The sequence below is a fragment of the Micromonospora sp. NPDC049204 genome (assembly GCF_040647935.1).
Taxonomy (GTDB): Bacteria; Actinomycetota; Actinomycetes; order Mycobacteriales; family Micromonosporaceae; genus Micromonospora.
Genome location: NZ_JBEZDC010000002.1, coordinates 264,543 through 276,562 on the forward strand (window position 1 = coordinate 264,543; position 12,020 = coordinate 276,562).

The following is a 12,020-nucleotide window of genomic DNA, read 5'->3' on the forward strand; positions in this document are numbered from 1 at the left end:
CCGTCGGCGACGCGCCGGTCGGTGCGCATCGGAAGCCGGTTGCCACTACGGCGGTGGGAGATCGGCGAGGATGATCGCGTGAACGTGATCGGCTGGATCGAAGCGGGCATCGACCGCTGGGTGAGCGCCGCGCGCCACCGGTCGGGGCTCTTCGATCACGTGTGGCGCGCCGGCACCCTGTACGGCGAGGTGCTGGCCGGGCGGCTGGCCGCCGCGATCGCCTACTACGGCTTCTTCGCGGTGTTCGCCCTCGCCCTTGTCGCGTTCTCCATCTTCGGCGCGATCCTGGAGGACAACGACGACGTCAGTGCGGCGGCAGCCGATTTCCTCAAGGAGAACCTGCCCTTCCTGGACGCCGAGCAGATCGCCAACTCCAGCGGCACGGTCGGTGTGGTCGGCCTGGTCATCCTGGTCTTCACCGGGATCGGCTGGGTGGAGGCCATCCGCTCCTCGCAGCGGCTGATGTACGACCTCAACCAGCAGCCGGGCAATCTGGTGATCCGGCGGCTGGTCGACCTGGGCGTGATGATCGGCATCTTCGTGCTGCTCGGCCTCTCGGTCGCGGCGGTGGACGCGCTGGAGTCGTTTCTGCGTTTCCTGCTGCGCAGCACCGGGTCGGTGGGTCTCACCACGATCAGCGCGGTGCTCAGCGTGCTCGTCAACGCGGTCCTCGCCACCGCGTTGCTCCTCGCGGTGCCCCGGCTGCGGATGAGCCGGTCCCGGTTGCGCCCGGTGGTGCTGTTGGTGGCCGTCGGCATCACCCTGTTGAACACGGTGGGGCGGTACTACGTGGTGCGTACCGAGCGGAATCCGGCGTACACGGTGGTGGCCGGCGCCGTCGGGCTGCTGCTGTACCTCTATCTGCTCAACCAACTGGTGCTCTTCGGTGCCGCGCTCCTCGCCACCAGCAGGAACGGTCGGGTCGTGGACCTGGCGGAGGCCGCCGTCCCGGCGGGCGTGGTCGACGAGGACACCGATCCCGGTACGCCAGGCGGTGCGAGCTGAGGACGGAAGGCGTACAGATGCTGATCTCGGTCGACGCGGACTCGTCGGTGCCGCCGTACGAGCAGGTCAGGGGGCAACTAGCCGAGCTGATCGGCGACGGTCGGCTGCCGGTCGGGTGTCGACTGCCCACCGTCCGGCAGCTCGCCGCCGACCTCGGGCTGGCCGCGAACACGGTGGCCCGGGCGTACCGGGAGTTGGAGGCGGCGGGGTTGCTGGAGACCCGAGGGCGCAACGGCACGTTCGTCGCCCCCGGGCGGGACGACGCCGTCGACCGGCTCCAGCGGGCGGCGGCCGGCTATGCGGCCGAGGCGGCCCGGCTCGGCGTGCCGCCGGCCACCGCGCTCGCCCTGGTCCGCGCCGCTCTGGACGCCGTCCGCCCCGGCTGACCGTCGCCGACCGCCCACCGGACGGGCGGAAACTGAGCCGAAAGCCGCCGACGCTCGCGTTCGCGGACCATGATGAGCCGGTGGGCGCACTCATGACACTGGACCTGCCGGCCGACTCGCCGCTCCTCGGGCTGCCCTGGATCATCACCTTCGGTCCGCTCGGTGACCTCGACGAGTGGGAGCCGGTGGTCTGCGGGCCGTACGAGCGGCCGCACGCGTTGGCGCTGGCCGAGGCGGTGGTGGCCGAGGAGCAACTGATGGCGGTCGTGGAGCCGTTGCTGCCGGCACTGTCCGCCGACGAGATCCGCAGTGAGATCGCCGCCGCGCAGGTCGCCGCCGAGGACGAGGCCCGCCAGGTCGAGGGCGCCGACCTGTACGGCGACTTCGAGGACGTGATCGACGAGGAGTTGGACGCGGCCGCCGACGAGGCCGGCCACGGCGCGCCCACCGAGCCGCCGGACGAGGCCGAGGTACGCGACGGCTTCACCCGGATCGCGGCGCTGCTCACCGCGAAGTGACAGCGGGGGCCGTCAGCGGGTCGGCGGACCGTCCAGCACGCAGAACTCGTTGCCCTCCGGGTCGGCGAGCACTGTGAACCGTTCGGTCCCGGTCTGCCCGACGTCGACGTGCCGCGCACCGAGGCTCAGCAGCCGTCGTACCTCGGTTTCGGGGTCCGCGTCCGCGACCAGGTCGAGGTGCATTCGGTTCTTGCCCCGCTTGGCGGTGCCCGAGCCCTGCAACCACACGGTGGGGGCGGTGGCCGGCGTCCGCCCCGGTGGCCAGAGCCTGGCGCTGCCGTCGTCGCCCCGTTCGACCTCGTAGCCGAGCGCCGCGGACCAGAACGTGACCATCACGTCCAGATCCTCGACATCGAGCGTGCACTGCGCGATCCGTACCCCCATCGGTCACCTCCGTAGCGACGGTGTCCGATGCGGTACCCACGACGGGTGCGCGCCACACCGCCAGCGGCCACACGGACACCGGCGCCACGCGGAGCGATCTCCGCGTGGCGCCGGTGACACCTCACCCCCCACCACAAGGGGTCGGTAGCCCAGCCGCCCGTCGGCGCGGGGCACAACGAACGACCAGGTCGAGTGGTTGTTACCCGTTCAGCGCCGTTGTAACCAGGCAGCCGCGTCAATCGGCAGCAGGTGGTCGCCGTCCGGTCCGGTGAGCGCGTCGCTGGCGACGAGCGGCTGACCGTACCCGTCGATCCTGACCGGCGTGCCGCTGAGGTTGACCACGCAGATCAGCGTGCTGTCGCCGGCGATGCGGGTGAAGGCCAGCACGCCCGGCTCGCTCTCCAGCCAGGTGATCCCGTCGGCCTCGTCGGCCAACGCCGGGTGCTGGTGGCGGATCCGCAGCGCGGTCCGGTACAGCTCCAACGTCGAGTCGGGCACACCGGTCTGCGCGCTGACGGACAGTGCCCGCCAGGTTGCCGGGGCGGGGAGCCAGCTCAGCTCGCTACCGGCCGGGCCGAAGCCGTACGGGGCCAGCTCGCCGCTCCACGGGATGGGCACCCGGCAGCCGTCGCGGCTCTCGCCGGTGCGCAGGAACGCCGGGTCCTGGCGCAACTCGTCCGGAAGATCGAGGACCTCCGGCAGGCCCAGTTCCTCGCCCTGGTACAGGTAGGCGCAGCCGGGCAGGGCGAGCATCAGCAGGCTGGCGGCGCGGGCCCGGCGCAGCCCTTCGACACCGTCGCCGTAGCGGGTGACGTGCCGCTGCTTGTCGTGGTTGGACAGCACCCAGGTGGTCGGCGCTCCGACGACGCTCGCCTCGGCCAGAGCCGTGTCGATCACCTTGCGGAACGAGTCGGCCGACCAGGTGGCGTCGAGGAAGTCGAAGCTGAAGGCCTGGTGCAACTCGTCCGGACCGATGTAGCGGGCCAGGCGCTGGGGCGTCTCGGCCCACGCCTCGGCGACCGCCATCCGACCCCCGGGGTAGCTGTCCAGGATGGGTCGCCAGGCGCGGTAGATCTCGTGCACCTCGTCCTGGTCGAAGTAGGGGAGCCGGCCCCTGCCGAGCAGCTCGACCTGGCGCTGGCCGGTGGTCGTCGTGCTGAAGCCGACGTCCGGCAGCCCCTCGGCCTTGATCATGCCGTGTGCCACGTCGACGCGGAATCCGTCCACGCCCCGGTCCAGCCAGAACCGCAGCACGTCCTCGAATTCGGCACGGACCTCCGGGTGACGCCAGTTCAGGTCCGGCTGGGCGGGATCGAACAGGTGCAGGTACCACTGGCCGTCGGCGACCCGGGTCCAGGCGGGGCCGCCGAAGATGCTCTCCCAGTCGTTCGGGGGCAGTTCGCCGTGCGTGCCCTGGCCCTCGGCGAAGAGGTAGCGGGCCCGCTCCGGCGAGCCGGGGCCGGCGGCGAGGGCGGCGGTGAACCACGGGTGCGCGTGGGAGGTGTGGTTGGGCACCAGGTCGACGATGATCCGCAGACCGAGGGCGTGCGCGTCGGTGATCATCGCGTCGAAGTCGGTGAGGGTGCCGAACATCGGGTCGACGTCCCGGTAGTCGGCGACGTCGTACCCGCCGTCGATCATCGGGGAGGTGTAGAAGGGTGTCAGCCAGAGCGCGTCCACCCCGAGGTCGCGCAGGTACGGCAGGCGTTGCCGAATGCCCTGGAGATCGCCGGTGCCGTCGCCGTCGCTGTCGGCGAAGCTGCGGACGTACACCTGGTAGACGACCGCGGAACGCCACCAGCGGTGATCATCGGTGTGCGGCGGGGTGGCGGTGCTGATCATCGGAGCAATATGCCGCCCCGGAGCTGCAAGAGTCAAGCAGATCTTGCGTAAGGCAGACGCGCGGTGCTCGGCGCGACCGCGGTGGAGCCGCGCACCACCAGCTCCGGGCGGAACAGGTACTCCGAGTGCGGAGCGCCGTACCCGTTGATCTCGTCCACCAGGGCGCGGACGGCGGCCACCGCCATCGCGGTGACCGGTTGCCGCATGGTGGTCAACGGCGGGTCGGTGAACGCCATCAGCGGCGAGTCGTCGTAGCCGACCACGGAGACGTCGTCGGGCACCCGGAGGCCGCGTTGGCGGGCCGCCCGGATCGCGCCGAGCGCCATCAGGTCGGAGCCGCAGACCATGCCGGTGACGCCGCGGTCGAGCAGCCGGCCGGCCGCCGCCTCGCCACCCTCCACACCGAACAGCGACAGCTCGGCCAGTGGGCCGAGGTTGGCCTCCGCCACACCGGCGAGTCGGGTCATCGCCGAGCGCCAGCCGGACACCTTGCGCTGCACCGGAACGAACCGGTCCGGGCCGGTGATCAGGCCGATCCGTCGGTGCCCGAGCGCGACCAGGTGGGCGACGGCCAGTTCGGCGGCCTCCCGGTCGTCACAGGAGACGAAGGGGGCGCCGACGTCCGGCACGTGTCCATTGATCATCACCACCGGCAGCGGCCGGGCGAGCAGCGCCCGGTAGCGGTCGTGGTTGGCGGCGGTGTCGGCGTGCAGACCGGAGACGAAGACGATGCCGGAGACCTGCCGGTCCAGCAGCATCTCCACGTACTCGTCCTCGGTCACGCCGCCGGCGGTCTGGGTGCAGAGCACCGGGGTGAACCCGCTCTGCGCCAGGGTCGACTCGATGACCTGGGCGAAGGCGGGGAAGATCGGGTTGTCCAGCTCCGGCACCACCAGGCCGACCAGCCCGGCGCTGCGCTTGCGCAGCCGGGCCGGGCGCTCGTAGCCGAGCACGTCCAGTGCGGTGAGGACGGCCTGCCGGGTCTCCGGCGCCACGCCGGGGCGGTCGTTGAGCACCCGCGACACCGTGGCCTCGCTGACTTCGGCCTGCTGGGCGATGTCGGACAGTCGAGCGCGCATGGCGGCACTTTAGCCCACCGGCAAGTTCTTGCCGCGTGCTCTGCAAGCCCTTCCATAATCTGCAACGCCTTGCTGTGCCCCCGCAGCATGCGAGAGCTGAGCTCGGGCTCGCGCCCCTGCTGGTCGGTGCGAAGGTTCGACGCGGGGGTTCAGGACGATCGCGGGGTCGCGCCGAGCAGGGCCGCCACTCCGGTCAGGTAGGCCGCGCGGTCCGGGACGCCGGTCAGCAGGCGCTGGATGAACCAGCCCGGGACCAGGCCGAACAGCGCAGCCCCGGTGGCCTCCGGGTCGGCGTGGGCGGGGAGTTCGCCGGACCGCTGGGCCCGCCGGACCAGGGCCGTGAAGTGCTCACGGAAGCCCGTGTATGTGTCGGCGACGAAGACAGCCAGTGCCGGGTCGCGCTGCGACTCGCCCCAGACCTGGATCGCGATGCGCAGCGCACCATCCTCGTCGAGCTGGGTCTCGACGTACGCCAGCACCCGGTCGAGCACCGCCAGCAGCGGCAGTGGCGGGTCCTGCCGGGTCAGCTCGGTGAGCACCTGACCCGCGCCGCCGATCGCCTGCTCGGCGATCGCGTTGATCAGGTCGGTCTTGCTCGGGAAGTAGCGGTAGACCGCGCCCACCGAGAGATCGGCCTCGGCGATCACGTCCTGCATCGAGGTGCGATGGAAGCCCTCCCGCAGGAAGCACCGGCGGGCGGCCTCGACGATCTGCCGGCGGCGGGCGGTGCGGTGTTCTTCGGAGACCCGTGGCACGTCGCACAGTGTAAAGCGAACACTCGTTCTTGACGCAGCGGCGGCTCGCGGCGCACTCTTCTACAAAGAACGAGCGTTCGTTTTAGGAGATTGCCATGCCCCCGTCACCCACCCGCAGCCGTTCGCCGTTGCAGCTCGCCCTCCTGGTCGCCCTCCTGGCGGTGGCGGTGCAGGCGCTGCTCGTACCGCTCTTCGCCGCTCCGGCGGCCAACCTCGCCCCCCGCGACCTGCCGATCGCCGTTGCTGGGCCGGCACCCGTGGCCGGAGACCTGGGCGGCCGGCTCGCCGCGGCCCGGCCCGGCGCGTTCGTGGTGACCACCCTGCCGGACGCCGAAGCGGCCGACCGGGCGCTGCGCGACCGCGAGGTCTACGCGGCCTTCGTCGCCGGCCCGGACGGTGTGGCCCTGCACACCGCGCCGGCCGCCAGCCCGATGGTCGCCGTACTTCTCGCTGAGGCGGCCGGGCAGGTCTCCGGCGGCCGGCCGGTCCCGGTGGTGTCGGTGGTCCCCGCCGATCCGGACGACCCCCGGGGTGCCGGATTCGCCGCCGGCTTCCTGCCGTTCGCCATGACCAGCCTGCTGGCCGGTGCGCTGCTGACCCTGCTCGTGCGCGGGCGGACCGCCCGGCTGGCCGGGTTGGCGGCCTACGCCGTGCTCGCCGGGGTGGCGGGGGTTGTCGTGCTGCACGACTGGCTTGGCGTGATCGACGGGAGCCGGCTCGCCGAGGGGGGCATGATCGGCCTCTTCACGCTCGCCGCCGCGGCCACCGTCGCCGGGCTGGGTGCGGTGCTCGGCCGGCCGGGGATCGGCCTCGGCGCGCTGCTGGTGTTCCTGGTCGGCAACCCGCTCTCGGCTGTCTCCGCCGCTCCCGAACTGTTGCCGCAGCCCTGGGGCGAGATCGGGCAGTGGCTGCCGGTCGGCGCGGGCGGCACCGCGCTGCGCTCCGCCGCCTTCTTCGATGGCGCCGGTGCCGGGCAGGCGGTGGCGATCCTCGCCGGGTACGCAGTGGCGGGGCTGCTCCTGGTGCTATTCGCCCGGCGGGCCGGATCGGCGCCGGTGGTCGGCGGACCGGCGGCGGCCGAGCGCTCCGCGGTGGCCGCGGCCTGATCGGTCCGGCCGCAGGCCGGGTGCCTGCTCGTCGGGCGGGGCGTGCCGGGTCGGCGCGCCCCCCTACTACAAACTGTCGTTGATAGGGGAGGATGAGCGACGTGGAAGCACTGCGACTCATCCTCCTCTATGTCCATCTGATCGGCTTCGCCCTGCTGCTCGGCGGCTCGATCGCCCAGTACCTCAGTGGCCGGATCCGGATCAACCCGGCGATGCTCTGGGGGGCGGTGATCCAGTTGCTGACCGGGCTCGGCCTCTCCGCGCCGCTGCGCGACGGCGACGAGCCGGCGCCGGCGAAACTTGTGACGAAGTTGGTCATCGCGCTGCTGATCTTCGTCATGGTCTTCTTCTCCCGGAAGCGGGACGTGGTAAACCGTGGTCATTTCCTCGCGATCGTCGGTCTGACCCTGGTCAACGCGGCGGTCGCGGTCTTTTGGCGGTAACGTCCGAGGAGGGACCGGCCCCGAAAATCCGGACGTTGCGGACGCCCTGGGACTCGCTTACCAGCACGAAGCGTGACTTGCCCCACGCAAGGGTTACACCCGGGTAACAGGCGCTCAACAGTCGTGCACGATTGTCGGCCGGTGGGTGGGCGCGGGCGTACGCTCCCGTCCGTAACGTGGGACAGCCGGCGGCACACCGCAGGTCGGCTGATGGGCTGCCACCGCACTAGGCGCGGTGAGCAATGGGAAGGAGACGTCTTGCGCTCGGTGCGTGGGATGCGGATCGCCTCGATCTTCGCGGTGGGTGGGCTCGCGCTCACCGCCGCCGCTTGTGGCGAGGCCCCCAAGGATGACAACAACGCCGGCAGTGGCGCCAAGAAGTTCAGCGCCTGCATGGTGACCGACGTCGGCGGCATCGACGACAAGTCGTTCAACACCTCGGCCTGGAAGGGTCTGCAGGAGGCCAAGGCCGCCAACGACAACATCGACATCAAGTTCGTCGCGTCGAAGGCCGAGGCCGACTACGAGCCGAACCTGACGCAGTACGTCAACCAGAAGTGCAACTTCATCCTGGCGGTCGGTGGCCTGATGGCCAACGCCACCAAGAAGATCGCGACGGCGAACCCGAACCAGGAGTTCGGCATCGTGGACTCCGGCTCCGAGCTGGAGAACGTCTACCCGATGCAGTTCGACACCGCGCAGGCCGCGTTCCAGGCCGGCTACCTGGCCGCCGGAATGACCAAGACCGGCAAGGTGGGCACCTACGGTGGTCTACCGATCCCGCCGGTCACCATCTTCATGGACGGCTTCGTCGACGGTGTGAAGTACTTCAACACCACCAAGGGCAAGAACGTCCAGGCGCTGGGTTGGAACAAGGAGACCCAGAAGGGCTCCTTCACCAACGACTTCGCCAAGCAGGACGAGGGCAAGAAGGTCTCCGACGCGCTGGTCGCCCAGGGCGCGGACATCATCATGCCGGTCGCCGGCGGCTCCGGCCTCGGCACCACCGCCGCGGCCAAGGCCTCGGGTGGCAAGTACAGCACCATCTGGGTGGACGTCGACGGCTGCGAGAGCACCCCGGACTGCTCGGCGATCATCACCACCGTGGTGAAGAACATCCCGGACGCCGTCAAGGAGGCTGTGGTGAAGGCCGCCGCCGGTGACAAGCTGCCGGCCAAGCCGGGCTTCGTCGGCACCCTGGCCAACAGTGGTGTCTCGATCGCCCCGTACCACGACTTCGACAGCAAGGTTCCGGCCGAGCTGAAGGCCGAGGTCGACAAGATCAAGGCGGACATCGCCGCCGGCACCATCACCGTCACCTCGAAGGCCCAGCCGACCAAGTGACGACCGGCTGGCCCCTCCAATGAGATCATCGGGGGGTCGGCGGGGGACAGGTACGACCGACCGGCCGCTCTGGCCCCGCGGGTGACCGTGGGGTCGGAGCGGCCGATCGCGCACCACGTCAACCGGCCGCTCCGGTCGGGTCGACGGCAGCTAGGCTGCACCATCGCTCGCACTCCAGGAGGTTGCGCTGAGACTCGAACTGCGCGGCATCACCAAGCGGTTCGGTGATCTGGTCGCCAACGACCACATCGACCTGACGGTGGAGCCTGGAGAGATTCACGCCCTGCTCGGCGAGAACGGCGCGGGCAAGTCGACACTGATGAACGTGCTCTACGGGCTCTACCAGCCCGACGAGGGCGAGATCCTGGTCGACGGCAAGCCGTTGAAGCTGAAGGGCCCGTCCGACGCGATCGGCGCCGGGATCGGCATGGTGCACCAGCACTTCATGCTGGTGCCGGTCTTCACCGTCGCCGAAAACATCATGCTCGGCGCCGAGCAGACCCGGGGCGGCATCGCCGGCTTCCTGGACCGCCGTCGCGCCCGGCGCGAGGTCACCGAGGTGTCCGAGCGCTACAACCTGCGGGTCGACCCGGACGCCGTGATCGAGGACCTGCCGGTCGGCATCCAGCAGCGTGTCGAGATCGTCAAGGCGCTCACCCGCGACGTCGACCTGCTCATCCTGGACGAGCCGACCGCCGTGCTCACGCCGCAGGAGACCGAGGAACTGTTGACGGTCATGCGGTCGCTCAAGGCGGCCGGCAAGTCGATCGTCTTCATCACCCACAAGCTGGGCGAGGTCAAGGCCATCGCCGACCGGATCACGGTGATCCGACGCGGAAAGACCGTCGGCACCGCCTCGCCGCAGGCCAGCCGGGACGAGCTGGCGGCCCTGATGGTCGGGCGCAACGTCCGGCTCACCGTGGACAAGACCCCGGCCACGCCGGGCGACCCGGTGCTGGAGGTGGCCGGGCTCGTCGTCGACGACGACCGGCAGATCCGCGCGGTCGACGGCATCGACCTGACCGTGCGCGCCGGTGAGGTGCTCGGCGTGGCGGGCGTACAGGGCAACGGTCAGACCGAGCTGATCGAGGCGATCATGGGCCTGCGCCCGGTGCTCGCCGGCACGGTCAGCCTGGTCGGGGACCGGATCGACGGCTGGAAGCCCAAGAAGGTGCTCCGCGCGGGCGTCGGCTACGTGCCCGAGGACCGGAGCGTGGACGGCCTGGTCAAGGAGTTCAGCGTCGCGGAGAACCTGGTGCTGGACATCTACGACCGGCCGCCGTTCGGTGCCGGGCTCGCGCTGAAGCCGGAGGCGATCGCCGCCTCGGCGAAGGAGCGGATCGAGCAGTTCGACGTCCGTACCTCATCGGCCGACGCGGCGGTCGGCACCCTCTCCGGCGGCAACCAGCAGAAGGTGATCGTGGCCCGGGAGTTGTCCCGGCCCCTGAAGCTCTTCATCGCCGCCCAGCCGACCCGTGGCGTCGACGTCGGGTCGATCGAGTTCATCCACAGCCAGATCATCCGCGAGCGGGACATCGGCACCGCCGTCATGGTGGTCTCCAGCGAGCTCGACGAGGTGATCGGGCTGGCCGACCGGATCGCCGTCATGTACCGCGGTCGGATCATCGGGATCGTCGGCCCGGACACCCCGCGCGAGGAGATCGGCCTACTGATGGCCGGCATCAGCCCGGACGCGGCCCACGAGCGCGACCCGGACGCCGTGCCCAGCGACGGGCCGGCCACCGACGGGAGCCCGGCGAGCGACCCGGGCTCCGCGAGCGAGGACGAGGCATGACCAACCCCCCAACCCCGCAGCCCGGCTCGCCGGACAAGGAGCCGGCGAGCGAGGCGCAGGCCGCGCAGAACACGCTCGGCAACACCGAACGGGCCGAGGTGGCGACCGAGCCGGGCGGCTCAACGTCCACGCCGGAGCAGAAGCCGAGTCTGGGCCGGTTGTTCATGGACAACCTCTGGGCGGCCAACACCTTCACGGTGACCCTGCTGTCGCTGGTGCTGGCGATCGTGGTCGGCGCGGTGCTGATGATCATTTCTGATCCGACCGTGCTGTCCACGTACTCGTACATCACCTCCCGACCGTCCGACGCGATCAACTCCAGCTGGACGCTCGTCAGCGAGGCGTACGCCAACCTGTTCAAGGGTTCGGTCTTCGACCCCGAGGCGTTCTCCGGCTGGGTGAACGGCACCGGTAGCTGGCAGGCCGTGCTCGCGCCGATCTCGGAGACGCTCACCTACGCCGCGCCGCTCGTCTTCACCGGCCTGTCGGTGGCGCTGGCCTTCCGGGGCGGCCTGTTCAACATCGGCGCCCAGGGTCAGGCCACCATCGGTGTGATCATGGCGGCCCTGGCCGGCTTCCTGCTGCCCCTGCCGCCCGGCCTGCACCTGCTGGTGGCGGTGCTGGCCGGCGCTCTGGGCGGAGCGATCTGGGGTTTCATCCCCGGCATCCTCAAGGCCCGTGCCGGCGCGCACGAGGTGATCAACACGATCATGCTCAACTACGTCGCCACGTACTTCCTCACCTGGTTGATCGTGCAGAACGGCGTGCAGGACCCGAACCGTACCGACGCGATCAGCAAGGCGGTGGACACCTCCGCCCAGCTGCCCCGACTGCTCGGCGACAACCTGCGGGTGCACGCCGGCATCCTGATCGCCGTGCTGGCCACCTGGGGGGTCGCCTGGCTGCTGAACCGTTCGACGCTCGGCTTCGAGCTGCGGGCGGTCGGCGCCAACCCGGACGCCGCCCGCACCGCGGGCATCAGCGTCACGCGGACGTACATCCTGATCATGGTCTTCGCCGGCATCCTGGCGGGCCTCGGTGGCTCGAACATGGTGCTGGGCTCGACCGCCAGCGCGTTGACCCCGCTGGTGGTCGCGCAGATCGGCTTCGACGGCATCCTGGTGGCGTTGCTGGGGCGGGTGAAGCCCTGGGGGGTGCTGCTGGCCGCGTTGCTGTTCGGGGCGTTGCAGGCCGGCGGCAACCGGATGCAGTCGTACTCCGGGATCTCGCTGGAGCTGGTGACCGTGCTCCAGGCGCTGATCGTCATCTTCATCGCCGCGCCGGCCCTGGTGAAGGCGATCTTCCAGCTCCGGGCCGCGCGCGCCGCCCGGTTGCAGACGAGCCTGGCGAAGGGCTGGTAACT

Annotated in this window: 12 protein-coding genes; 8 read left to right on the top strand and 4 right to left on the bottom strand. The window is 70.7% G+C overall.

What is annotated here, in order from left to right:
• The first annotated feature begins 78 nt into the window (after window positions 1–78).
• The 3 genes from AB0A90_RS04250 to AB0A90_RS04260 all read left to right on the top strand — a co-directional run bounded on the left by AB0A90_RS04250 (window position 79) and on the right by AB0A90_RS04260 (window position 1,909).
• On the top strand, window positions 79–1,005 hold the full coding sequence (locus AB0A90_RS04250) for a YhjD/YihY/BrkB family envelope integrity protein (RefSeq protein ID WP_357241395.1): 927 nt from the start codon (window positions 79–81) through the stop codon (window positions 1,003–1,005).
• A gap of 17 nt (window positions 1,006–1,022) precedes the next feature.
• Window positions 1,023–1,391, top strand: coding sequence for a GntR family transcriptional regulator (locus AB0A90_RS04255; RefSeq protein ID WP_357241398.1), 369 nt, complete (start codon window positions 1,023–1,025; stop codon window positions 1,389–1,391).
• A gap of 80 nt (window positions 1,392–1,471) precedes the next feature.
• Complete coding sequence (locus AB0A90_RS04260) at window positions 1,472–1,909, top strand: hypothetical protein (RefSeq protein WP_357241401.1); 438 nt, start codon at window positions 1,472–1,474, stop codon at window positions 1,907–1,909.
• 12 nt (window positions 1,910–1,921) lie between these two features.
• On the opposite strand, the gene AB0A90_RS04265 is transcribed toward AB0A90_RS04260, so the two are convergent.
• From AB0A90_RS04265 to AB0A90_RS04280, 4 genes are all read right to left on the bottom strand, one after another.
• The gene (locus AB0A90_RS04265; protein WP_357241404.1) at window positions 1,922–2,293 is read right to left on the bottom strand and encodes a VOC family protein; all 372 of its coding nucleotides are present in this window, start codon (window positions 2,291–2,293) and stop codon (window positions 1,922–1,924) included.
• A 207-nt stretch (window positions 2,294–2,500) separates the two neighbouring features.
• Window positions 2,501–4,135 (bottom strand): glycoside hydrolase family 13 protein, encoded by a 1,635-nt coding sequence (locus AB0A90_RS04270; protein ID WP_357241407.1) that lies wholly within the window; start codon window positions 4,133–4,135, stop codon window positions 2,501–2,503.
• A gap of 32 nt (window positions 4,136–4,167) precedes the next feature.
• Entirely contained in the window at window positions 4,168–5,214 is a 1,047-nt protein-coding gene (locus AB0A90_RS04275; RefSeq protein ID WP_357241410.1) for a LacI family DNA-binding transcriptional regulator, read from the bottom strand.
• 149 nt (window positions 5,215–5,363) lie between these two features.
• Window positions 5,364–5,969, bottom strand: coding sequence for a TetR/AcrR family transcriptional regulator (locus tag AB0A90_RS04280; RefSeq protein ID WP_357241413.1), 606 nt, complete (start codon window positions 5,967–5,969; stop codon window positions 5,364–5,366).
• A gap of 95 nt (window positions 5,970–6,064) precedes the next feature.
• Here AB0A90_RS04280 and AB0A90_RS04285 point away from each other — a divergent pair, with 95 nt between their 5' ends.
• The 5 genes from AB0A90_RS04285 (at window position 6,065) to AB0A90_RS04305 (ending at window position 12,018) form a co-directional block, all read left to right on the top strand.
• A complete protein-coding gene (locus AB0A90_RS04285) occupies window positions 6,065–7,075 on the top strand; it encodes a hypothetical protein (protein WP_357241416.1) in 1,011 nt (336 codons plus the stop codon).
• Between the two features lie 101 nt (window positions 7,076–7,176).
• Window positions 7,177–7,518, top strand: a complete 342-nt coding sequence (locus AB0A90_RS04290; protein WP_357242364.1) for a hypothetical protein — start codon at window positions 7,177–7,179, stop codon at window positions 7,516–7,518.
• A gap of 276 nt (window positions 7,519–7,794) precedes the next feature.
• Window positions 7,795–8,862 carry a BMP family ABC transporter substrate-binding protein gene (locus AB0A90_RS04295; RefSeq protein ID WP_357242367.1) on the top strand — a complete coding sequence of 356 codons (1,068 nt, stop codon included), beginning with the start codon at window positions 7,795–7,797 and terminating at the stop codon, window positions 8,860–8,862.
• A 247-nt stretch (window positions 8,863–9,109) separates the two neighbouring features.
• Window positions 9,110–10,657 carry an ABC transporter ATP-binding protein gene (locus AB0A90_RS04300; protein WP_357242370.1) on the top strand — a complete coding sequence of 516 codons (1,548 nt, stop codon included), beginning with the start codon at window positions 9,110–9,112 and terminating at the stop codon, window positions 10,655–10,657.
• Window positions 10,654–12,018 carry an ABC transporter permease gene (locus AB0A90_RS04305; protein WP_357241419.1) on the top strand — a complete coding sequence of 455 codons (1,365 nt, stop codon included), beginning with the start codon at window positions 10,654–10,656 and terminating at the stop codon, window positions 12,016–12,018. Before AB0A90_RS04300 ends, AB0A90_RS04305 begins: the two co-directional genes overlap by 4 nt.
• Window positions 12,019–12,020 lie beyond the last annotated feature (2 nt).